Consider the following 21256-nt stretch of genomic DNA (forward strand, 5'->3'; position numbering starts at 1 on the left):
CGGCGGCGAAGTAGGAGCCAACCTAGCGGCTCGCGGTGCGGTAAGCGCTTTCCCAGCGCGCCAGCTCGTCGTACACGACCTCGCGGACCTCGGGGCGCGACAGCACGACGTCGTGCCGGGCGCGCGGCACGGTGACGAGGGTGAGGTGGCGCGCGCCGACGTACGGCGCCCACCGGCGGATCTGGGCCACGTCCAGCACCACGTCGCTCGTGTGCACGTCCTCGCCCATCTCGCGGGGCGCGGTGGTGCGGTCCGAGCTGAGCACGAGCACCGGCACCCCCACGGCGAGGCCTCGGTGCAGGGCGGCGTGGGCCCGCCGTACGGCGCGCAGCCAGCCCGTGTGGACGGGCAGCGACTCCAGTGGCTTCCAGCGGAGGTCGAAGTCGTACTCGCCCTCGTGGTCGCGGTGCAGGCTGCGGCCGTAGAGACCGCTGACGGTGCGGGGGATGACCCGGCGGGGGAGGACCGCGCCGACACGGTCGATCACGAAGGTGCCGACGGTGCGCATCAGCAGCGGCCCGCGCAGGTCGAACCAGGGGGCGTTGAGCACGATCGAGGCGAGCGCGTCCGGGCGACGGTCGTGGGCCCAGAGCGGGACGAGCAGCCCGCCGGTGCTGTGGCCCGACAGCACGACCCGCGTGTGGGCGTCGCGCCCGGTGATCAGCTGCCAGGCGGCGTCGAGCTCCTCGTCGTACGTGCGGAGGTCGGTGACGTAGGCCGGTGTCTGGTGCTCGCGCAGGGAGCGGCCGTACTTGCGGAGGTCGACCGCGTAGAAGTCGTAGCCGCGGGCGGTCCACCACGCGGCGAACTCGTCGTGGAAGAAGTAGTCGCAGAAGCCGTGCACGTGGAGGACCGCACCGTTCACGGCGCCGTCGGGACCGTCGGCGGGCCGGTGCACGAGGGTCGTGACGACCTCGCCCTCGTCGTCGGGCTCGAGCACGAGGGTCTGGGCGGTGTACGGCGCCCCGAGCACCGGATCCTCGACCGGCTCCGCGGCCGGGACGGGCACGGGCGACGGGGAGGAGGAGGCGGTCGTGCTCACACGCCTCATCCTGCCACCGTCGCCCGCCCGTGCCGGCCCGGGAGCGTCAGCCCAGGACGCCGTCGGGCTCGGTCGGGTGCGGGGCCGGCGGCTCGGCCGCCCCGGCCAGCACCGTCTCCTCGATCCGCTTGCCGATCTCGGCGTCGACGTTCTTCCAGTACTCGAAGACGCGGGGGAGCGTCTGCTCCTTCACGCCGCCGAGGATGTGGCCCGAGACGTTGGCGACGAACCGGTCGCGCTGGTCGTCGTCCCAGACGTCGTTGACGAGGGTGCGGGCCTGACCGAAGTCGTCGTCCTCCGGACGCAGCGTGTAGGCCTGGCGCACCATCTCGCCGTCGGTCTCCCACGAGTCCTCGACGCCGCCCGTGAGGTCGCTGTAGCCGCGACCGTAGGAGTTCGGGGCGTACACGGGCTCGTCGCCGCGGTGGTCGTAGGCCATCGGGCCGTCGAACGTGTAGGTGTTGGGGTTCTCCACGTTCTTGGGCCGGTTGACCGGCAGCTGGTGGTAGTTCGGGCCGATCCGGTAGCGGTGCGTGTCGGCGTACGCGAAGACCCGGCCCAGAAGCATCTTGTCGGGGCTGAAGCCGATGCCCGGCACGACGGCGCTCGGCTCGAACGACGCCTGCTCGATCTGCGCGAAGAAGTTCTCCGGGTTGCGGTTGAGGGTCATCGTGCCGACCTTGATCAGCGGGTAGTCCGCGTGCGGCCACACCTTCGTGAGGTCGAAGGGGTTGAACCGGTAGGTCTTCGCGTCCTCGTACGGCATCACCTGCACGTGCAGGGTCCACGACGGGTGGTCGCCCCGGTCGATGGAGTCCCAGAGGTCGCGCCGGTGGAAGTCGCTGTCCTCGCCCGCGATGCGGTCGCCCGCCTCCTGGGTCAGCGACTTCACGCCCTGGTCGGTCTTGAAGTGGTACTTGATCCAGAACTTCTCGCCGGCGGCGTTGATCCACATGTAGGTGTGGGAGCCGTAGCCGTTCATGTGCCGGTAGGAGCGCGGCAGCCCGCGGTCGCCCATCAGCCAGGTCACCTGGTGGGCCGACTCGGGGTTGTGGGTCCAGAAGTCCCACTGCATGTCGTTGTCGCGCAGGCCCGGACCGCCGCGGCGCTTCTGGCTGCGGATGAAGTGGGGGAACTTCATCGTGTCGCGCACGAAGAAGACCGGGGTGTTGTTGCCGACGAGGTCGTAGTTGCCCTCGGTCGTGTAGAACTTCAGCGAGAAGCCGCGGGGGTCGCGCCACGTGTCGGGGGAGCCCTGCTCGCCCGCGACGGTGGAGAACCGCGCGAGCATCTCGGTGCGCACGCCGGGCTGGAACAGCGCGGCCTTGGTGTAGGCCGACACGTCCTCGGTGACGACGAGCTCGCCGAACGCGCCCGACCCCTTCGCGTGCACGTTGCGCTCGGGCACGCGCTCACGGTTGAAGTGGGCCATCTGGTCGATGAAGTGGTGGTCGTGCAGCAGGAGCGGGCCGTCGGGGCCCACGCTCAGGGAGTTGCGGTCGGAGTCGGCCGGGGCGCCGGTGACGGTGGTCGAGCCACCGTGGGGGTGCGGGTCAGTCATGTGCGTCGTCTCCGATCGGTACGGCGGGCGTGCGAACCCCTCGACTGAAACACGCTGTCTTGACCAGATCAAGAAAGGCGACCCTCTGTCACCCGCGGGGGTGGGAGCGGCGACGCGCCCGCCGTACGCTGCCGCGGTGAGCCCGCGACCCCACCTCGGCGCCGCCGTGAACGCCTACCTCGGCGATCGCGTCGGACGGTGGCGCACGGGCAGCCGCAGCGGCCAGCGGTTCGCCCTCGGCGTGCTGCTCGGCTGCGTGGCGGTCTGCTTCGCGATCTCCCTCTACGACTACGAGACGATGCCGCTCACGACGTACTTCGTGTGGCTGCTCCTCGGGATGCTGGTGCTGCGGTTCCGACCCCTGGTCGTCCTCTCCGCCGCGGCGTCGGGCGCCGGGGTCGTCGCGATCCTGGTCAACGGCCCGACCACCCCCGCCCAGGTGTCGGCGCTGGTCGCCCTGGCCGTCTCCGTGGCCCTGATCCTGCTCCAGTCGAGCCGCCAGCGCAGCGGCCTGCCCGGTCTGGTGAGCGAGGCGGTGCTGGTCGACCTGCGCGACCGGCTGCAGTCGCAGGGCACGGTGCCGCCGCTGCCAGCCGGGTGGACTGCGGAGTCGGCGATGATCGCGGCGTACGGCATCGACTACGCCGGTGACTTCCTCGTCGCCGAGCTCTCCGACGACCAGCGCCACCTCGAGATGATCCTCGTCGACGTGTGCGGCAAGGGCGTCGGCGCCGGCACGCAGGCGCTGCAGTTCGCGGGCGCCCTCGGCGGCCTGCTGGGCGCACTGCCCCCGACTGCCCTGATGTCGGCCGCCAACGACTTCCTGCTCCGCACCGGCGACGACGAGACCTTCGCGACGGCCGTGCACGTCACGGTCGACCTCACGACCGGCGCCTACGGCATCGTCAGCGCCGGGCACCCGCCCGCACTGCGGTACGACGCGGCCGCCGGCGGGTGGCAGGTCGACCACGCCCGCGGCACCGCGCTCGGCATCGCCCACCGGCCCGAGCTCGTGACCACCGCCGGGGTGCTGGCACCCGGCGAGGGCCTCCTCTTCTACACCGACGGCGTCATCGAGTCCCGCGACGCCGACATCGACGTCGGCCTGGACTGGCTGCGCCGGACCGCCGACCGTGAGGTGGACCCCGCGCTCGGCGGCGGCTTCGGCGGGCTGCCGGCGCGGCTCCTGCGCCAGGTCACACGCGGCGACGACGACCGGGCGGTGCTGGTCGTGAGCCGGAGCGCCTGAGCGGCAGCGGTTAGGGGGGCACGGGAACAACTCACCCCTGACGACGGTTGGGCATGATAGTTTCGCTTTCAACTACCTGAGAGGTGAGCGGCTATGCAGATCGGGATCTTCAGCGTCGGCGACGTCACGCCCGACCCCACGACGGGGCGGACGCCCACGGAGCACGAGCGGATCAAGGCCACGGTCGCGATCGCCCGGAAGGCCGAGGAGGTGGGCCTCGACGTCTTCGCGACCGGCGAGCACCACAACCCGCCGTTCGTGTCGTCGAACCCGACCGCGACCCTCGCCTACATCGGCGCGAAGACCGAGAAGATCGTGCTCTCGACGGCCACGACGCTCATCACGACGACGGACCCCGTGCTCATCGCCGAGGACTACGCGAAGATCCAGCACCTCACCGACGGCCGCGTCGACCTGATGATGGGCCGCGGCAACACCGGCCCCGTCTACCCGTGGTTCGGCAAGGACATCCGCAAGGGCATCGAGCTCGCGGTCGAGAACTACGCGCTGCTCCACCGGCTCTGGCGCGAGGACGTCGTCAACTGGTCGGGCAGCTACCGCACCCCGCTGCAGGGCTACACGTCGACGCCGCGCCCCCTCGACGGCGTGCCGCCGTTCGTGTGGCACGGCTCGATCCGCAGCCCCGAGATCGCGGAGCAGGCGGCCTACTACGGCGACGGCTTCTTCCACAACCACATCTTCTGGCCCGCCTCCCACACGCGGCAGATGGTGGCGCTGTACCGCCGCCGCTTCGAGCACTACGGCCACGGCAGCGCCGACCAGGCGATCGTCGGCCTCGGCGGTCAGTTCTTCATGCGGCGCAACAGCCAGGACGCGGTGAACGAGTTCCGGCCCTACTTCGACAACGCCCCGGTCTACGGCCACGGCCCGTCGATGGAGGACTTCACGTCGCAGACCCCGCTGACCGTGGGCTCGCCGCAGCAGGTGCTCGAGCGCACGCTCGGGTTCCGCGACTACGTCGGCCACTACCAGCGCCAGCTGTTCCTCGTCGACCACGCGGGCCTGCCGCTCAAGACGGTGCTGGAGCAGCTCGACCTGCTCGGCGAGATCCTGCCCGACCTCCGGGCCGGCATGGCCGAGGGACGACCGGCCCACGTGCCCGACGCGCCCACCCACGGCTCGCTCGTGGCGGCGGCGGGCGGCGCCCACGACGGCACCGTCCACGCGGTCGACGACGTGACCGGTCACCGGGCGGAGGAGATCGCGTGACCCGCCCGCTGCGGCTCGTGGTCGTGTCGGCGGGGCTCTCGCAGCCCTCGTCGACGCGGCTGCTGGCCGACCAGCTCGCCGACGCCACGACCTCCGCCCTGGCGGAGCGCGGGGCCGGCGTCGAGCTGACCGTCGTCGAGCTGCGTGAGCACGCCCACGCCCTGGCCGACCACCTGCTCACGGGGTTCGCCTCGGGGGCCCTGGCCGACGCCGTCGCCGCGGTCGGCGCGGCCGACGCCCTCGTCGTGGTCACGCCGGTGTTCAGCGCGTCGTACTCCGGGCTGTTCAAGACGTTCTTCGACGTCCTGGAGCCGAACCTGCTCGAGGGCACCCCGGTGCTCCTCGCCGCCACGGCGGGCACCGCACGCCACTCGCTGGTGCTCGAGCACGCCCTGCGTCCGCTGTTCTCCTACCTCCGTGCCGTCACGGTGCCGACCGCGGTGTTCGCGGCCACCGACGACTTCGGCGCCGGTGGGCAGCCCGGCGAGGACGGCCTGCCCGGTCGCGTACGGCGCGCCGCGGGCGAGCTGGCGGCCCTGGCGGCGGGGGCGCCCGCTGCTCCCCGTCGTACGGCGGCCCTGCCCGCCCCCGACGAGGAGTTCGGCGAGGTCATCCCGTTCGACCAGCTGCTCCGTCGCTGACCGCCTCCTCCAGCCCGTCCTGCAGCCCGTCCTGCAGCCACGCGTCCACGCGACGCGCGGCCTCGGCGGGGTCGACCTCCTCCACGCGGGTCATGACGGCCCAGCGGTGGCCGAACGGGTCGAGGAACGCCGCGTAGCGGTCGCCGGTGACGAACGTCGACGGCTCGCCGTAGCCCCGCGCGCCGGCGGCGACCGCAGCGGCGTACACGGCGTCGACGTCGTCCACGTAGGCCACCGTCGACCGGGAGACGTCCTCGTCGCCCGTCGGCGCGACGACGTGGTGGTCGGGTGCCGGGTCGGAGAGCTGGAGGCGCCCGGACGCCAGCTGCAGCTCGCAGTGGGCCACCGTGCCGTCCGGCAGGTCGTTACGGCTCACGACCTCGGCGCCGAGCACCTCGACGTAGAAGTCGACGGCCCGGGAGGCCGGGCGGCAGCAGAGGAACGGCGTCAGGCTGGTGTAGCCGGCGGGCACGGGGCAGACCGGTGCGGGTGTCGTCATGTCGTCCACGCTCCTACGCTGCCGCCATGCGGTCTTGGACGAACGCGACAGCCCCGGCAGGGCGGGTGACCCCGTGACCGGCCGGCCGTCCCTGCGGCTGCTGCCCCCCGAGCTGCCGCGGCCCGCCACCGCGACGTACGCCGGCATCCTGGACCCGACCGACCACGACCGCCACGTGCGCCTGGCCCGACCGCCCGTCGACCCCCGGCTCGCGGACTGGGTGGAGAACTACTGGGCCGTCGCCTGGGACCTGCCCGCCGGTACGTCGTACCGCAGCGAGATCGTCGCCCACCCGGCCGTCAACCTGACCGTCGAGGACGGCTCGCACCCCCGCCACGGCCACCCGATGCCGGCGGCCGTGCTCCAGGGGGTCGTGACCGGCGGCTTCGTGCTGGACCTGCAGGGGTGGGGCCGGGTCTTCGGCGTCAAGTTCCGGCCGGGCGGCTTCGGGGCGTTCACCGGCCGCGACGTCGCGTCCTGGACCGGCCGTTCGGTGTCGGCGGTCGACCCCTCCGAGGAGCCGGTGCTCCCGGACGCCGCCGGGCTGCGGGACCGGGTGCTCGCGGAGGGCGACGACGACCGCCGGGCCGCCCTGGTCGACGCCCACCTGCTCGCACACGCACCCGCCCCCGACCCTCGCTACGAGGAGGTCCTGGCGCTGGTGCGGTGGATGCTGGCGGACCCCGGTGTCGTCGGGGTCGAGCAGGTGGCCGAGCGCGCCGGGCTCTCGGTGCGCACCCTGCAGCGGCTCTTCCGCCGGTACGTCGGCGTCGGCCCCAAGTGGCTGGTGCAGCGCTACCGGCTCCACGACGCGATCACCGCGATCGACGCCGGCGAGGTCGGCCCCGGCGGGCTCGGCGACCTCGCCGCGCGCCTCGGCTGGTACGACCAGGCCCACTTCACGCGCGACTTCACCGCGCTGGTCGGGCGCAGCCCCGCGACGTACGCCGCGGGGACCGCGACCCGGCTCAGTGCTGGTAGGTCCCGTGCAGGACGGCCCGACCGACGGCCTTGAACGCGAGGTTGAAGGACACCACGGCCGGCGAGACGTCGGAGGTGACGCCGAGGGTCTCGGCGCCGACGGCGTGCACGGCGAAGAAGTAGCGGTGCACCTGGTCGCCCTCCGGGGGAGCCGCGCCCATGAAGCCCTGCTCGCCACCGTCGTTGCGCACGTGGAAGGCGCCTCCGGGGAGGGGCTGGGCGGCGGCACCGAGGTCGAGCGAGGTGACGTTCGCGGGCAGGTCGACGAGCACCCAGTGCCAGAAGCCGCTCGGGGTCGGGGCGTCGGGGTCGAAGCAGGTGACGACGTAGGACTGCGTGCCCTCCGGCGCACCGCTCCACGACAGCTGGGGCGAGGTGTTGCCGTGGGCGGCCACCTGGTCGTCCTTCAGCGGGGCGCCGTCGGTGACGTCGTCGCTGGTGACGGTGAAGGCCGGGAGGGCCGGCAGCAGGGTGTACGGGTCCGGGGTGACGGGGCGGTCGAGGTTCATGCCACGAACCTAGGACATGGGGCCAGCCCGGCATCGGGGAGAATGCGCGGGTGCACCTCGTCGACACCCTCGCCCGGATCTCCCCGCCCGACGCCTCCGCCCAGGCCGAGGCACGCGCCCGCCAGGCGCAGCTGACCAAGCCCGCCGGGTCGCTGGGCGTGCTCGAGGACGTCTCGGTGCAGCTCGCCGGCATCGCCGGCACCTGCCCGCCGCCGGTGCCGTCCCGACCCGTGGTCGTCGTCTTCGCGGGCGACCACGGCGTGCTCGCCCAGGGTGTCTCCCCGTGGCCGGCCGAGGTCACCCTCGGGATGGTGGAGAACTTCCGGGGCGGGGGAGCGGCGGTCAACGTGCTCGCCCGTTCCTGCGGGGCCGAGGTCGTCGTGGTCGACGTGGGCGTCGCCGCCCCCGTCGAGGCCGACGCGGTGGTGTGGGACCGCAACGTGCGGCGCGCGACCGCCGACCTGCGGGTGGGCCCGGCGCTGACGCGCGACGAGGCCGTCCGCGCGGTCGAGGTCGGCATCGCCGTGGCCACCGAGCTGGTCGCCCGCGGCCACGACCTCCTGCTCACCGGCGACATGGGCATCGGCAACACCACGCCCGCCGCCTGCCTGGTCGCCGCCCTCACCGGCGCGGCGCCGGCCGACGTGACGGGCCGGGGCACCGGCGTCGACGACGCCACGCTCGCCCTCAAGACCGAGGTCGTCGCCGGCGCGGTCGGCCGCCTCGCCACCCCGCTCGACGGGGCGCTGGACCCGCTCGACGTGCTCGCCGAGGTGGGCGGCCTCGAGCACGCCGCGCTCGCCGGCTTCGTGCTCGGCGGCGCGGCCGCGGGTGTGCCGGTGCTGCTCGACGGCTTCATCGCCGGGTCGGCCGCGCTCGTGGCGCAGGCCCTCTCCCCGGGCGTGACGGCCTACTGCCTGGCCGGCCACCGGTCCGCCGAGCGCGGCCACGCCGTCGCGCTCGAGCACCTGGGGCTCCGCGCCCTGGTCGACCTCGACCTCCGTTTGGGGGAGGGCAGCGGGGCTGCCCTCGCGTTCCCCCTCGTGCGCAGCGCTGCGCTCGTGCTCGACGAGATGGCCACCTTCGACGCCGCCGGCGTCGCCCGGAAGGACTCCTGATGACCGAGCCCCATGCCCCGCGCCCGGACGAGACGGCCCTCTCGGCCGCGACGCCGCCCGCACCCGGTGACGTGCACCCGCCGTACCCGGTCGGGCTGCGGCTGCGCGGCCGCAAGGTCGTCGTCGTCGGCGGCGGGCACGTCGCCCAGCGCCGCGTGCCGGCCCTGCTGGCCTGCGGCGCCGTCGTGCACGTCGTCTCCCCGGTGCTGACGCCCGCGCTCGAGGGGATGCTCGCCGAGATCACCTGGCGCGAGGGCCGCTTCACGGCCACCGACCTCGACGAGGCCTGGTACGCCCTCGCCGCCACGGCCGACGCCGAGGTCAACCACGCGGTGGTCGAGGCCGCCGAGGAGCGCCGCATCTTCTGCGTGCGCGCCGACGACGCCCGCGAGGCCTCCGCCTGGACGCCCGCCGTCGGGCGCCACGCCGGCGTCACCGTGGCCGTGCTGAGCAACCGGGAGCCGCGGCGCTCCGCCGCCGTGCGCGACGAGATCGTCGCCGCGCTCGTCGACGGGCGGATCGCCGCCGAGTCGACGGCCGACCGCACCCCGGGCGTCGTCCTCGTCGGCGGTGGCCCCGGCGACCCCTCGCTCGTCACCGTCGCCGCGCGCCAGGCCCTCGCCTCGGCCGACGTGGTGGTCGCCGACCGGCTGGCCCCGCGCGAGCTGCTCGACGAGCTGGCCCCGCACGTCGAGCTGCTCGACGTGGCCAAGCTGCCCCGCGGCCGTGCCGCGACGCAGGAGGCCATCAACCAGGTGCTCGTCGACCGGGCCCTCGAGGGCAAGCGCGTCGTGCGCTTCAAGGGCGGCGACAACTTCGTCTTCGGCCGCGGCTACGAGGAGATCCAGGCCTGCGAGGCCGCGGGCGTGCCCGTGACGATCGTCCCCGGACTCTCCTCCTCCATCTCCGTGCCGGGCATGGCCGGCATCCCCGTCACGCACCGCGGTGTCGCCCACGAGTTCACGGTCATCTCCGGCCACCTCCCGCCCGAGCACCCCGACTCGCTGGTCGAGTGGTCGGCGCTGGGCCGGCTCCGCGGCACCCTCGTGCTGCTGATGGCGGTGGCGAACGCGGGTGCCATCGCTGCGGCGCTCGTCGAGGGCGGACGGCCCGCGTCGACGCCCGTCGCGGTCGTCTCGGACGGCACCATGCCGGCCGAGCGGGTCGAGCTCAGCACGCTCGCGACCCTCGGCGACGACATCGAGACGCGCGCGATCCGGCCGCCGGCGATCATCGTGGTCGGCGAGGTCGTGGCGGTGGCCCACCCGGAGGCCTACCCCGGCGTCGTCCCGGGCGCCCACCCGGCCGCCCACCCGGGCGCCTGAGCACCGGCCCCCGGGGACCCGACCCATGGCGACCCTCGTCGAGATCGACGACCCCACCGACCCGCGGCTCGGCGACTACCGCGACCTGCGCGACGTCACGCTGCGCAAGCACGTCGAGACCGAGCACGGGCTGTTCCTCGCCGAGGGCGCGAAGGTGGTCCGCCGCTCGGTGGAGGCCGGCTACACGCCCCGCTCGTTCCTCATGGCCCCGCGCTGGCTCGACGGCCTGGCTGACGTGCTCGGCACGACCGACGCGCCCTGCTACGTGCTCAGCGAGGCGCTCGCCGAGGAGGTCACCGGCTTTCACGTGCACCGCGGCGCACTGGCCTCCCTGGAGCGCCGCCCGCTGCCGACGGTCGCGGAGGTGATCGCGGGCGCCCGGTCGGTGCTGGTGCTCGAGGACCTCGTCGACCACACCAACGTCGGCGCGGTCTTCCGCAGCGGCGCCGCCCTCGGCTTCGACGCCGTGCTGCTGAGCCCCCGCTGTGCCGACCCTCTCTACCGTCGCTCGGTCAAGGTCGCGATGGGCGCGGTGTTCTCGCTTCCCTGGACGCGGTTGCCCGACTGGTACGACGCCCTCCCCGCCCTCGCGGCGGAGGGCTTCACCACCGTCGCGCTCACCCTGGCCGACGACGCCGTCGTGCTCGAGGAGGCCGTGGCCGGGCTCGACAAGGTCGCGCTCGTCCTCGGCTCGGAGGGCCACGGGATCTCCCCGCGCTGGCAGACGACCGCCGACGTGCGCGCGGTCATCCCGATGCACGCCGGCATCGACTCCCTCAACGTGGCCGCCGCCAGCGCGGTCGCCTGCTACGTCACGGCCCGTCGGGCCAGAGGCGCCGCGCCCGGCGCGTGAGCTCCCGGTGGAGCTCGCGACGGTCGGCCCCGACGAGCGCGCCGTCGCGCACCACGGGCTCCCCGCCGACGAGCACGTGCCGCGCCCGGCGCTCGGGCCCCAGGACGAGCCCTGCCAACGGGTCGAGGACGTCGCCGATGTCGTCGCCGGGCCACACCACGAGGTCGGCGGCCAGCCCCACCTCGAGCCTGCCCACGTCGTCGCGACCCAGGCACCGTGCGCCGCCCTCGGTGGCGAGCCGCAGCGCGTCGGCCACCCCGAGCGCGCGCGGGTCGAGCTCGCGCTGGCGGGCGAGGTAGACCGCCTGACGCATCTCGACCATGAGGGTGCCGATCTCGTTCGAGGCGACGCCGTCCACCCCCAGCCCGACGGGGGCGCCGGCGGCCACGAGGTCGCGCACTCGCGCCGTACCGGAGCCCAGGCGGCAGTTGCTCGACGGGCAGTGGGCGACCCCCGCACCGGCGGCCCCGAGCCGCGCGACCTCCGCGTCGTCGAACCAGATGCCGTGGGCGAACCACACGTCGTCCGCCACCCAGCCGAGGTCGTCCAGCAGCTGCAGCGGCCGCAGCCCGAACCGGGCGAGGGAGTCGCGCTCCTCGTCCAGCGTCTCGGCGAGGTGCGTGTGCAGGCGCACGCCGAGGCGCCGGGCGAGGTCGGCCGACTCCGTCATGAGGCCGGTGGTCACGCTGAAGGGGCTGCAGGGCGCCACCGTCACCGCCACGCGGTCGCCGTCGTGGTGCCGCTCGACCACCCGCTGGGTGGAGGCGAGGATGGCGTCGCGCTCCTCGACCACGCCGTCGGGCGGGAGGCCGCCCCGGCTCCGGCCGAGGTCCATCGAGCCCCGGGCGACGTGCAGGCGGAGCCCGATGCGGCGGGCAGCCGCCACGATGGCGTCGAACACCGAGTCGTCACCGCCGGGCACGAGGTAGTGGTGGTCGGCGGCCGTCGTGCATCCCGAGAGCGCCAGCTCGGCGAGGGCCACCGCGGCGGCGGCCTCGACGTCCTCCGGGCTCAGCCGCGCCCAGACCGGGTAGAGCGTCGAGAGCCAGCCGAAGAGGGTCTCGTCGACGGCCCAGCCGCGCGTGAGCCACTGGTAGAAGTGGTGGTGGGTGTTCACCAGGCCGGGCGTCACCAGGTCGCCGTCGCAGTCGACCACGGCGTCGCCGTGCTCCGCCGCCACCGAGCCGAGGGCCACGATGCGCCCGCCCGCCACGGCCACGTCTGCCGGGCCGCCCGGCGAACGCCCGTCGCCGACCCAGCGCGCCCCGCGCAGCACGGTGCGCCCACCCTCACCCACGTCGCTCATGCCGGCGGAGCGTAGTGAGCGGTTGTTACGGCCGGTGACGCGTTCCCGTCCGGCTTGCGCACCGCCCGGCCCGCCCGGCCCGCGGCCTGCCGCGTCAGGCCCCGACCATCGCCCCGACGCGCGTCGGCGTGAAGCCCGGGAACACCTGGGCCGTGCTGACGCCGAAGCGCCGGGTGACGACCTCGGAGAGCACGCTGCGGTAGTCGGTGGTGACCAGCAGGTCGGCGTCGGCGGCGTCGGTGAGGCCGGGCCAGGAGCCGTAGTACCGCCCGCCGCGCACGCCGGCGCCGGCGAGGAACATGACGTTGCCGTAGCCGTGGTCGGTGCCGTAGTTGTCGTTCTCCCGCACGCGGCGGCCGAACTCGCTGAGCACGACGAGGGTCACCTTGTCTCCTGCGGTGCCGAGGTCGGTGAACAGCGCTGCGATGCCGCTGGCGAGCGCGGCGACGTTGGACTTCATGCCGCCCCAGGCCAGCGTGCCGGCGTCGGAGTGCATGTCCCAGTCGCCCTGGTCGACCGTGATGATCTTGGCGCCGACGTCGCCCTTGATGATGCGGGCGGTGTGCTTGAGCGCGGCCCCGAGGTCCCCGCCGGGGTAGGCCGCCCCGTTGGCGGGTGTCGCCGTGACCGCCTTGACCGGCGCGAAGTCGTCGATGGCCGCCAGCGCGGAGCGCACACCCGTGCCGAGGCTGACCCGCGAGCTCGCCCAGAGGTTCTCCACCGAGCGGCGGCGGCCCTTGAAGGTGTCCCACTGGTCGTCGCCGGCGAGCTGGAGGGTCTCGGGGGAGCGCAGCGTCGTGACGGCCTGGTCGCCGTACAGGGAGGTGGGCACCACCCCGTCGCCGACGCCGACGCCCTGGAGCGGGTGGCTGATGGTGTCCTGCCCGAGCAGGCGGTTCAGCCAGCCCTCCCGCACGGTGCTCCCGGGGGCCGCGTCCTCGAGCTCCTCCATCGCCGAGAAGTGGGAGCGGTTCGGCGCGGGCAGACCGGTGGCGTGCACGGCGGCGACCTTGCCGGCGGTCCACAGCGGCATCAGCGGGGCGAAGCTGGGGTGCAGGCCGAACATCGCGTCCTTCGCCAGCAGCGTCGACGCGGCGATCGAGATGCGGGGACGGGCGCGGTAGTACGCCGGGTCGGCGTGGGGCACGACGAGCGAGAGGCCGTCGGCCGCGCCGCGCAGCGAGAGCACGACGAGCACGCTCGACGCCGGCGTCGTGCCGGCCGCCGCCAGCGAGGAGCCCGGGGCGGCGAACGCGGTCGACGTGCGCACGACGGCACCGCCGAAGGCGGCAACGGCGCCGGCCAGCGCCGTACCGCGCAGGACGCCGCGGCGGGAGACGGCGGCGAACTCGCCGCAGCACGGCTGCGAGGAGGGTCGGGGATCGGACATCGGGGGCTCCAGACCGAGAGGGGGAAGAGGAGGCGCGCTCAGCGCGTGAGGTGGTCGGGGGTGTCGAGGATCGTGCTGAGCAGGCGGTGGAACTCCCACTTCAGGAGGTTGTGCTGGGCGGTGATCCGGGTGGCCGGGGCGTAGTTGGTGACCTCGCAGCAGGCGCGCAGGATCGCGGCCGTCGACACGCGCCCGAGCATCCGGATGCAGAGGTAGTCGACGAGCATCGCGAAGCTCATCTCGGTGCGGGGCAGCCACTGCGCGGGGGTGCGGTAGGTGATGTCCTTCGACGGGTACCACCCGCCGGCGACGCTCCAGTGGAACGAGAACGAGGCGAGCGCGCGCGAGCCCGAGCTCCAGGCCGCGTTGTCGATCGGCGGTCCGTCGGGGCGGCCCCAGGCGAACGGCTGGCTGCCGATGGCGTGCGCCTGCCAGACGATCTGCACGGCCGCACCGTCCGTGACGGTGGGCCGGGTGATCTGGGCGCCGAGCGCGCGGTACGTCGCCACGACGTCCTCGCCGGGGTCCCGCACCTTGGGCGCGGCGGCCGCCGTGAACTCGGGGCGCGCCACGAGCGCGCGGAGCACGGCGGAGATGTCGGTGCCGCTCGAGAGGTAGACCTGGACGAGGTGGTCGACGAGGGCGGCCGGCGGGTCGTCGCTGACGAACTTGACGGCCAGGCGGCGGCAGATGCGCCGGGCGGTCGCGGGGTGGCGCGCGAGGTAGGAGAGGTAGGCGCGGACGACGGGCCGGCCGTCGGGAGCGGCGTTCGCGTGCTGGAAGTCCATCACCCGGACCGGGCCGACGGCGTGGTCGGCCGGCTTGTACTCCGCCACCCAGGTCGACCACATCTGCACCCGGTAGCCCGTGAGGATGCGGGCCGAGTTCTTCACGTCCGTCTCGGTGTAGGCGCCCCGGCCGACGGTGTGCAGCTCGAGCAGCTCGCGCCCGAGGTTCTCGTTGGGCGTGCGCGCCGTCGACACCGCGTTGTCGAGGAAGATGCCCATGGCCGGGTGGGTGACCGCGGCCTCGAGGAGGGCGGCGAACCGGCCGAGCGCGTGGCGACGGATGGCGTCGCCGTACGAGACGCGGTGGACGAACGGCGCGTCGCCGTTGACCGGCACGTGGAAGTGGCTCTCCCAGAACTCGGTCATCATCTCGTGCACCTGGCGCTGCGTCGTGATGCGCCGCTGCAGCAACCAGCTGCCGTAGCTGGCCATGACCACCCAGCCGCCCTCGATCTCGTCGACCTGGCGCTGCCACAGCTCCTGCGGGCTCCTGCGCAGCGACGGCCACCACGTGATGAGGGCGTCGGCGGCGGCGTCGGGGATCGAGGCGGGCTGCAGCTGGCGCTCGAACCAGGGGCGGACGCCGCCCGCGGCACGGATCTGCTCGGCCAGCGCGGGGGTGTAGCCGTAGGTGAACCGACGCACCCAGTGCTGCGCCGTCGCGTCGAGCGGGGCGCCACCGGGGTACCGCACGGGCGTGTACGTCGTCGCCGCGGCCGCCGGGCGCGCGGCGGTGCGCGCCCGCGGTCGGGCGGTGCTGGGACGGGCCGAGCTGGTCACGTGAGCCTCCGAGTCGCCGTCGCTCCCCCCGGGCTCGATCGAGACCGGCGCGGCTGCTCCCTCAAGAATTGGTCAGGACGCCGCGCACCTGAGGCAAAGAGGAGAAGTTTCTGGTGGGAACCGTGGGGGCAACGTCACGCCTCGCACCGCGGCGCCCCCCTTGGTGGCCGTCGGGTCCCTCTCGTACTCTCGACCAGTTGCACCACGATCTAGCGAAGGACGGTTCGACTCCGCCGATGGACGGCTACCAAAGTCCCGTGCCCCCCGCACGACCTGACGTCGACGGGGGGCGTCCCTGATGGAGTGGGTCCTGCTGGGGGTCTCGCTCCTCCTCGTCCTGGCGTGCGGCCTGTTCGTGGCCGCCGAGTTCTCCTTCGTCACCGTCGACCGCGGGCAGGTCGAGCGTGCCGTCGCCGACGGCGAGACCGGCGCCGCCGGCGTGCAGAAGGCGCTCAAGTCGCTCTCCACCCAGCTCTCGGGCGCCCAGGTCGGCATCACCGTCACCAACCTCGCCATCGGCTTCCTCGCGGAGCCGGCGATCGCGACGCTGCTGCGCGGCCCGCTCGGGGCCGCCGGCCTGCCGGACTCCTCGGTGACCCCGATCTCGGTCGCGCTGGGGCTCACCATCGGCACGGCGTTGACGATGATCTTCGGCGAGCTCGTGCCCAAGAACCTCGCGATCTCGCTGCCGATGCGCACGGCCCGCTCGACCCAGGGCTTCATGCGGTTGTTCACGGCGGTCATGGCCGGCCCGATCCGGCTGCTGAACAACTCGGCCAACAGCGCCGTGCGCCGGCTCGGCATGGAGCCCCAGGAGGAGCTGCGGTCCGCCCGCAGCTCCCGCGAGCTCGCCTCGCTCATCGCCCGCTCCGCCGACCAGGGCACCCTCGACCCCGACACCGCCGAGCTCATGGGCCGGTCGGTCGACTTCAGCCAGCGCACGGCCTCCGAGATCATGACGCCCCGCGTCCGCACCGACAGCCTCGAGCAGTCGGACCGCGCGGCCGCGGTGATCGAGCTGGCCCGCTCGTCGGGCCACTCCCGCTTCCCGGTGCTCGACGCCGACGAGAACGTCGTGGGCACCGTGCACGTCAAGCACGCCGTCGCCCTGCCGGTGCACGAGCGGGCCACGACCCGCATCAAGAACATCATGGTGTCGCCGACGCTGGTGCCGGACTCGCTCCGGCTCGACCCCCTGCTCGCGCTGCTGCGGCAGGACGGCTTCGGCATGGCCGTGGTGCTCGACGAGTACGGCGGCCAGGCCGGCATCGTGACCCTCGAGGACGTCGTCGAGGAGATCGTCGGCGACATCGCCGACGAGCACGACCGGCTCGGCGCCCGCGCCCGGCAGCGCCGCGACGGCACCTGGTCGCTCTCCGGCCTCCTGCGCCCCGACGAGGTGGAGGACGTCAGCGGCGTCGCACTTCCGGAGCACGAGGACTACGACACGATCGCGGGCCTCGTCGTCCGCGAGCTCGGCCGCATCCCGCGCGCCGGCGACGTCGCCGAGGTGCCCGTGCCGGTGCAGGGCGACGAGGACGACGAGCCGCGCCAGCAGCTCGCCGTGCTGACGGTGGAGCACATGGACGGCCTGCGGGTCGACCGGGTCGCCCTCCGCCTCCACGACTCCATCGCGGCCGACGCCCTCGTCGGTGCCGGCTCCGCGGTCGACACCGCGACCACCGGGACCCCGACCACCGGCGAGCCCGGCCGCTCCGACCGGAAGGCGGTCCGACGATGAACGACTACGTGGCCCTCGGCGTCGCCGTCCTGCTGCTCGCGCTCAACTTCTTCTTCGTCGGCGCCGAGTTCGCCCTGATCTCCGCCCGCCGGAGCCAGATCGAGCCGCTCGCGCAGGCCGGCTCGCGCTGGGCCAAGATCACGCTGCGCGCGATGGAGCAGGTGTCGCTGATGATGGCGGGCGCCCAGCTCGGCATCACGATCTGCTCGGTCGGCCTCGGTGCCGTCGGCGAGCCCGCGGTGGCCCACCTGCTCGAGCCGATCTTCGAGCGGGTCGGGGTCCCCGAGGCCTTCACGTACCCGATCTCGTTCGCGATCGCCCTCACGATCGTCGTCTACCTGCACGTGGTGCTCGGCGAGATGATCCCGAAGAACATCGCGCTGGCCGCGCCGGAGCGGGCCGCCGTCGTGCTCGGCCCCCCGCTGATGGCCGTCGTCATGGTGCTGCGTCCGGTGCTGCTCGCCGTCAACGCGGTCGCCAACGGCACCCTGCGGCTGCTGCGGGTCGAGCCGAAGGACGAGGTCTCGTCGAGCTTCACCCGCGAGGAGGTCGCCGCGCTCGTCGAGGAGTCGCGGGGCGAGGGGCTCATCGGCGCGGGGGAGTACGACCGCCTCTCCGGCGTGCTCGGCTTCACCGAGAAGCGGGTCGCGGCGGTCATCATGCCGCTCGACACGCTCGCGACCGTACGACGCGGCGCCACCGTCGCGGAGGTCGAGGACCTGTGCGCCTCCACCGGCTTCAGCCGGTTCCCCGTCTCCGACGACGGCGAGCTGCTCGGCTACCTGCACATCAAGGACGTGCTGGAGACCGACGAGTCCCGCCGCGGCCGCGTGGTCGACGACAAGTGGATCCGCCCGTTCGCCGGGGTCCGTGACTCCGACCTCCTCCACGACGCGCTCGAGGTGCTGCAGCGCCGTGGCGCCCACATCACCCGGGTGGTGGGCGAGGACGGGGAGCTGCTCGGGCTCGCGACCCTGGAGGACGTGCTCGAGGAGCTGGTGGGCGAGATCCGCGACGCGGCGCACGCCGACGAGCTGGTCTGAGGCGCCCCGCCCCGCCGGAGCCCCTCCCGCGGGCGGGGCGCCGCCGCAACTAAGGTGGCGCCCAGCGGCCGGCCGGGCCGCCCTGGAGACGAGCGAGAAGCAGGTAGGGACGAGTGTCCGAAGAGGCGACCCGTGACGCTGGCGTCTGGACGATCCCGAACGCCCTCAGCTCGCTGCGTCTCCTCGGGGTGCCCCTCTTCCTCTGGCTCGTGCTGGGCCCCGAGGAGGACGGGCTCGCCCTGCTCGTGCTCATGGTCTCGGGCGTCACCGACTTCCTCGACGGCTACCTGGCGCGCCGGCTCGACCAGCGCTCGCCCCTGGGCGAGATCCTCGACCCCGTCGCGGACCGGCTCTACATCCTCGCCGTGATCATCGGCCTCGGCCTGCGCGAGGTCATCCCGTGGTGGGTAGTGATCATCCTGCCGCTGCGCGACGCGCTGCTGTGGTGCCTGGTGCCGTTCCTGCGCACCCGCGGCTACAGCGCCCTGCCCGTGCACTTCCTCGGCAAGGCCGCGACCTTCAACCTGCTCTACGCCTTCCCGCTCCTGCTGCTCGGCGACGGCACGGGCGTCGTCGCGACGCTCGCGCTCGTGTTCGGGTGGGCGTTCGCCATCTGGGGCATCGCCCTCTACTGGTGGGCCGGCCTGCTATACGCCTGGCAGGTCCGTCGCCTCCTCGCCACCACCGAGCGGAGGTCGGTGCGCGATGCGACCCCGTGACGAGCGTCGGCCCCTGCGTCCGGTGCGGCCCGAGCAGCCGGCCCGGCCGGTCCAGCCGGTGCCCGAGCGCGTCACGATGCCGCTGCTCGCCCTCGTCACGCAGCAGTCGCTCGAGGAGGACTACCGCCACGTCGCCGACCAGCGGGCCGCGGCCGGTACGTCGGGTGCCCGCCCCCCGCGTCCGCGCCTGGGCCGGGGGAGCGTGGCCGTGATCGCCGCGTTCGGCCTCCTCGTCGCCACGGCGGCGGTGCAGACCTCCCGCAACGCCACCACCGACGAGACGAGCCGCACGACGCTCGTGGGCCGGGCCAACGAGGGACGGGATCGGCTGACCGAGCTGCAGCAGCGACTCGTCGACCTGCGCGAGGAGACCGCGGAGGCGTCGTCCGCCCTCGACCGCACCACGTCGCGCGAGGCCTCGGCGGTCGCCGGGCGCAGCCGCCTCCAGCTCGCGGGCGGGTTCGTCGCGGTCGCCGGGCCGGGCGTCCAGGTCGTGGTCGACGACGCACCCGGCGGTGAGCCGGAGGGGCGGGTGCGCGACGAGGACCTCGCCCGCCTCGTCGACGGCCTGTGGACCGCCGGCGCGGAGGCGATCGCGATCAACGGCCAGCGGATGACGGCCCTGACGTCCATCCGCAACTCCTCGCAGGCCATCAACGTCAACAGCCGCCCGCTCACCGCGCCGTACGTCGTGGCCGCCATCGGCGACCCGCGCTCGCTCCAGGCCGACCTGGTCGACACGCGCCTCGGCTCCGAGTTCGACATCATCGCCTCCTCGCTCGGGTTCGTCGTCGAGATGGACAACGTCGACCGGCTCGTCCTGCCGGCCGGCCCCGAGCCCCGGCTCCGCCACGCCGAGCCGGCCGACGCTCCGTCGGCCGAGCTGTCGTCCACCACCACGGGGGTCCTGCCTTGATCGCCGCACTCGGCCTGCTGATCGGGATCGTGCTCGGGCTCGTGCTCGAGCCCGACGTCCCGCTCGGGCTGCAGCCCTACCTGCCCATCGCGGTCGTCGCCGCGCTCGACGCCGTGTTCGGGGGCCTGCGCGCCTACCTCGACGGCATCTTCGACGACAAGGTCTTCGTCGTGTCGTTCGTGAGCAACGTGGTCATCGCGGCGCTCATCGTCTACCTCGGCGACCGCCTGGGCGTGGGGGGCCAGCTCTCGACCGGCGTGATCGTCGTCCTGGGGATCCGGATCTTCTCCAACATGGCGGCCATCCGGAGGCACCTCTTCCATGCCTGAGCGCCCCGGACCCGAGCGCGACCCGCGCGACCCGCTGGACGCGGGCCACGTCGCCGACCCCGACCTCTCCGCCGAGGCACCCCCGACCGGGCGCCGACGGCTGGCCGAGGCGATCTTCCGCCCGTCCCGCAGCCAGGCGGTCGTGGCCGTCCTGCTCGCCGTGGTCGGCTTCGCGGGCATCGTGCAGGTCCGGGTCAACGACACCGACGACAGCTACGCCGGCTACCGCGAGCAGGACCTCATCGACCTCCTGAGCGGCATCGCCGGCACGACGCAGCGGGCCGAGGCCGAGATCGCCCGGCTGCAGCAGACCCGCGACGAGCTGCGCTCGACCAACGACGCGCGCTCGGCGGCGCTCGAGGCGGCCCGCCGGGAGGAGCAGGTGCTCGCCGTGCTGGCCGGCACGGTGCCCGTCGCGGGCCCGGGCCTCCGGGTCACGGTGACGGAGGACGACGACGAGCCGATCGAGCCGTCGGCCGTGCTCGACATGGTGCAGGAGCTGCGGACGGCGGGGGCCGAGGCGATCGAGGTGAACGACCAGGTCCGTCTCGTGGCGAGCTCGCACTTCGGCACCCACCGCGACGGGATCACCATCGACGGCGTCGAGCTCACGTCGCCGTACGTCGTGGAGGTGATCGGCGAGCCCGACACCCTGGCGGGCGGCATGTCGTTCCCGGGCGGACCCACCGAGACGTTCGAGAGCGACGACGCCGAGGTCGAGGTGGAGCAGCTGGAGACGCTCGAGATCATGGCGGTCCGCAGCACCGAGACACCGCAGTTCGCCGAGCCGCAGGACTGACGCTAACCTCTCCACTCCGCCTGCCGACACGACCGACGCGAGGAGCAGCGTGTACCCCGAGGACCTGAAGTACACCGCCGAGCACGAGTGGGTGCGCAGCCCCGGCCAGGGCGAGGGCACCGTGCGCGTGGGCATCACCGCCTTCGCCCAGGACGCTCTCGGCGACATCGTCTACGCGAGCCTCCCGGCGGTCGGCGACACCGTGGCCGCGGGCGACGCCTGCGGCGAGCTGGAGTCGACCAAGTCGGTCAGCGAGATCTACGCCCCGGTGGCCGGGGAGGTCACCGCGGTCAACACCGCGCTGGACGCCACCCCCGAGGTCGTCAACAGCGACCCGTACGGCGAGGGCTGGCTCTTCGAGCTCGCGCCCGGCGACCCCGACGCCGTCGCCGGCCTGCTGGACGCCGCCACGTATTCCGCGGGGCTCTCGGGCTGAC

At 73.8% G+C, this 21256-nt stretch carries 21 protein-coding genes; 14 read left to right on the top strand and 7 right to left on the bottom strand.

Going from position 1 to position 21256, the window contains the following annotated elements:
* Positions 1–22 precede the first annotated feature (22 nt).
* Together K329_RS26085 and K329_RS0110520 are read right to left on the bottom strand one after the other, a co-directional pair.
* Complete coding sequence (locus K329_RS26085; protein WP_245596520.1) at positions 23–1042, bottom strand: alpha/beta hydrolase; 1020 nt, start codon at positions 1040–1042, stop codon at positions 23–25.
* A 46-nt stretch (positions 1043–1088) separates the two neighbouring features.
* On the bottom strand, positions 1089–2603 hold the full coding sequence (locus tag K329_RS0110520; RefSeq protein WP_028473006.1) for a catalase: 1515 nt from the start codon (positions 2601–2603) through the stop codon (positions 1089–1091).
* 136 nt (positions 2604–2739) lie between these two features.
* Here K329_RS0110520 and K329_RS26090 point away from each other — a divergent pair, with 136 nt between their 5' ends.
* The 3 genes from K329_RS26090 to K329_RS0110535 all read left to right on the top strand — a co-directional run bounded on the left by K329_RS26090 (position 2740) and on the right by K329_RS0110535 (position 5723).
* On the top strand, positions 2740–3852 hold the full coding sequence (locus K329_RS26090; protein ID WP_052336720.1) for a PP2C family protein-serine/threonine phosphatase: 1113 nt from the start codon (positions 2740–2742) through the stop codon (positions 3850–3852).
* Positions 3853–3945: 93 nt separating this feature from the next.
* Positions 3946–5082: an LLM class flavin-dependent oxidoreductase gene (locus K329_RS0110530; RefSeq protein WP_028473007.1), complete on the top strand. Its 1137-nt coding sequence runs from the start codon at positions 3946–3948 to the stop codon at positions 5080–5082.
* Positions 5079–5723 carry a CE1759 family FMN reductase gene (locus tag K329_RS0110535; RefSeq protein WP_043642998.1) on the top strand — a complete coding sequence of 215 codons (645 nt, stop codon included), beginning with the start codon at positions 5079–5081 and terminating at the stop codon, positions 5721–5723. Before K329_RS0110530 ends, K329_RS0110535 begins: the two co-directional genes overlap by 4 nt.
* Here the strand turns inward: K329_RS0110535 and K329_RS26095 are convergent.
* The gene (locus K329_RS26095; protein ID WP_052336788.1) at positions 5692–6222 is read right to left on the bottom strand and encodes a VOC family protein; all 531 of its coding nucleotides are present in this window, start codon (positions 6220–6222) and stop codon (positions 5692–5694) included. The genes K329_RS0110535 and K329_RS26095 overlap by 32 nt on opposite strands.
* Before the next feature lie 73 nt (positions 6223–6295).
* Here K329_RS26095 and K329_RS26100 point away from each other — a divergent pair, with 73 nt between their 5' ends.
* On the top strand, positions 6296–7237 hold the full coding sequence (locus K329_RS26100) for a helix-turn-helix domain-containing protein (RefSeq protein WP_211225826.1): 942 nt from the start codon (positions 6296–6298) through the stop codon (positions 7235–7237).
* Here the strand turns inward: K329_RS26100 and K329_RS0110550 are convergent.
* A complete protein-coding gene (locus K329_RS0110550; protein WP_028473009.1) occupies positions 7191–7712 on the bottom strand; it encodes a YbhB/YbcL family Raf kinase inhibitor-like protein in 522 nt (173 codons plus the stop codon). The two genes, K329_RS26100 and K329_RS0110550, sit on opposite strands and share 47 nt — an antisense overlap.
* Positions 7713–7762: 50 nt before the next feature.
* On the opposite strand from K329_RS0110550, the gene cobT reads away from it, so the two are divergent.
* From cobT to K329_RS0110565, 3 genes are read left to right on the top strand one after another with little or no spacing between them, the layout of a single operon-like run.
* Positions 7763–8830, top strand: a complete 1068-nt coding sequence (gene cobT / locus K329_RS0110555) for a nicotinate-nucleotide--dimethylbenzimidazole phosphoribosyltransferase (protein ID WP_028473010.1) — start codon at positions 7763–7765, stop codon at positions 8828–8830.
* Entirely contained in the window at positions 8830–10155 is a 1326-nt protein-coding gene (cobA, locus tag K329_RS26105; RefSeq protein ID WP_084541194.1) for a uroporphyrinogen-III C-methyltransferase, read from the top strand. The genes cobT and cobA overlap by 1 nt, the downstream gene beginning before the upstream one ends.
* Before the next feature lie 25 nt (positions 10156–10180).
* The gene (locus K329_RS0110565; protein WP_028473011.1) at positions 10181–11008 is read left to right on the top strand and encodes a TrmH family RNA methyltransferase; all 828 of its coding nucleotides are present in this window, start codon (positions 10181–10183) and stop codon (positions 11006–11008) included.
* Here K329_RS0110565 and K329_RS26110 read toward each other — a convergent pair.
* The 3 genes from K329_RS26110 to K329_RS29515 form a co-directional block, all read right to left on the bottom strand.
* Positions 10968–12314: an 8-oxoguanine deaminase gene (locus K329_RS26110; RefSeq protein WP_084541195.1), complete on the bottom strand. Its 1347-nt coding sequence runs from the start codon at positions 12312–12314 to the stop codon at positions 10968–10970. The two genes, K329_RS0110565 and K329_RS26110, sit on opposite strands and share 41 nt — an antisense overlap.
* A gap of 94 nt (positions 12315–12408) precedes the next feature.
* Entirely contained in the window at positions 12409–13704 is a 1296-nt protein-coding gene (locus tag K329_RS26115) for a DUF1501 domain-containing protein (protein ID WP_043643000.1), read from the bottom strand.
* 38 nt (positions 13705–13742) lie between these two features.
* Positions 13743–15272 (bottom strand): DUF1800 domain-containing protein, encoded by a 1530-nt coding sequence (locus K329_RS29515; RefSeq protein ID WP_169721585.1) that lies wholly within the window; start codon positions 15270–15272, stop codon positions 13743–13745.
* Between the two features lie 298 nt (positions 15273–15570).
* Between K329_RS29515 and K329_RS26125 the strand changes: the two genes are divergently transcribed.
* The 7 genes from K329_RS26125 (at position 15571) to gcvH (ending at position 21255) form a co-directional block, all read left to right on the top strand.
* Positions 15571–17013, top strand: coding sequence for a hemolysin family protein (locus tag K329_RS26125; RefSeq protein ID WP_084541197.1), 1443 nt, complete (start codon positions 15571–15573; stop codon positions 17011–17013).
* Positions 17010–18056: a hemolysin family protein gene (locus tag K329_RS0110595; RefSeq protein ID WP_028473012.1), complete on the top strand. Its 1047-nt coding sequence runs from the start codon at positions 17010–17012 to the stop codon at positions 18054–18056. Before K329_RS26125 ends, K329_RS0110595 begins: the two co-directional genes overlap by 4 nt.
* A 113-nt stretch (positions 18057–18169) precedes the next feature.
* On the top strand, positions 18170–18775 hold the full coding sequence (clsA, locus tag K329_RS0110600; RefSeq protein ID WP_028473013.1) for a cardiolipin synthase ClsA: 606 nt from the start codon (positions 18170–18172) through the stop codon (positions 18773–18775).
* Positions 18762–19691, top strand: coding sequence for a DUF881 domain-containing protein (locus tag K329_RS29520; RefSeq protein WP_052336723.1), 930 nt, complete (start codon positions 18762–18764; stop codon positions 19689–19691). Before clsA ends, K329_RS29520 begins: the two co-directional genes overlap by 14 nt.
* Positions 19688–20020 carry a small basic family protein gene (locus tag K329_RS0110610; RefSeq protein ID WP_028473014.1) on the top strand — a complete coding sequence of 111 codons (333 nt, stop codon included), beginning with the start codon at positions 19688–19690 and terminating at the stop codon, positions 20018–20020. Before K329_RS29520 ends, K329_RS0110610 begins: the two co-directional genes overlap by 4 nt.
* Positions 20013–20819, top strand: a complete 807-nt coding sequence (locus K329_RS26135; protein ID WP_084541198.1) for a DUF881 domain-containing protein — start codon at positions 20013–20015, stop codon at positions 20817–20819. Before K329_RS0110610 ends, K329_RS26135 begins: the two co-directional genes overlap by 8 nt.
* A gap of 49 nt (positions 20820–20868) precedes the next feature.
* Positions 20869–21255 (top strand): glycine cleavage system protein GcvH, encoded by a 387-nt coding sequence (gene gcvH, locus K329_RS0110620; RefSeq protein ID WP_028473015.1) that lies wholly within the window; start codon positions 20869–20871, stop codon positions 21253–21255.
* Position 21256 lies beyond the last annotated feature (1 nt).

This window comes from Nocardioides alkalitolerans DSM 16699 (assembly GCF_000426525.1).
Taxonomy (GTDB): Bacteria; Actinomycetota; Actinomycetes; order Propionibacteriales; family Nocardioidaceae; genus Nocardioides; species Nocardioides alkalitolerans.

What these genes read in the sequence shown, in the direction of transcription:
- K329_RS0110520 (WP_028473006.1), bottom strand. Translation starts at nt 2,603, where the DNA reads ATGACTGACCCGCACCCCCACGGTGGCTCGACCACCGTCACCGGCGCC.
- K329_RS0110530 (WP_028473007.1), top strand. Translation starts at nt 3,946, where the DNA reads ATGCAGATCGGGATCTTCAGCGTCGGCGACGTCACGCCCGACCCCACG.
- K329_RS26095 (WP_052336788.1), bottom strand. Translation starts at nt 6,222, where the DNA reads ATGACGACACCCGCACCGGTCTGCCCCGTGCCCGCCGGCTACACCAGC.
- K329_RS0110550 (WP_028473009.1), bottom strand. Translation starts at nt 7,712, where the DNA reads ATGAACCTCGACCGCCCCGTCACCCCGGACCCGTACACCCTGCTGCCG.
- cobA (WP_084541194.1), top strand. Translation starts at nt 8,830, where the DNA reads ATGACCGAGCCCCATGCCCCGCGCCCGGACGAGACGGCCCTCTCGGCC.
- K329_RS0110565 (WP_028473011.1), top strand. Translation starts at nt 10,181, where the DNA reads ATGGCGACCCTCGTCGAGATCGACGACCCCACCGACCCGCGGCTCGGC.
- K329_RS26110 (WP_084541195.1), bottom strand. Translation starts at nt 12,314, where the DNA reads ATGAGCGACGTGGGTGAGGGTGGGCGCACCGTGCTGCGCGGGGCGCGC.
- K329_RS26115 (WP_043643000.1), bottom strand. Translation starts at nt 13,704, where the DNA reads ATGTCCGATCCCCGACCCTCCTCGCAGCCGTGCTGCGGCGAGTTCGCC.
- K329_RS26125 (WP_084541197.1), top strand. Translation starts at nt 15,571, where the DNA reads ATGGAGTGGGTCCTGCTGGGGGTCTCGCTCCTCCTCGTCCTGGCGTGC.
- K329_RS0110595 (WP_028473012.1), top strand. Translation starts at nt 17,010, where the DNA reads ATGAACGACTACGTGGCCCTCGGCGTCGCCGTCCTGCTGCTCGCGCTC.
- K329_RS29520 (WP_052336723.1), top strand. Translation starts at nt 18,762, where the DNA reads ATGCGACCCCGTGACGAGCGTCGGCCCCTGCGTCCGGTGCGGCCCGAG.
- K329_RS26135 (WP_084541198.1), top strand. Translation starts at nt 20,013, where the DNA reads ATGCCTGAGCGCCCCGGACCCGAGCGCGACCCGCGCGACCCGCTGGAC.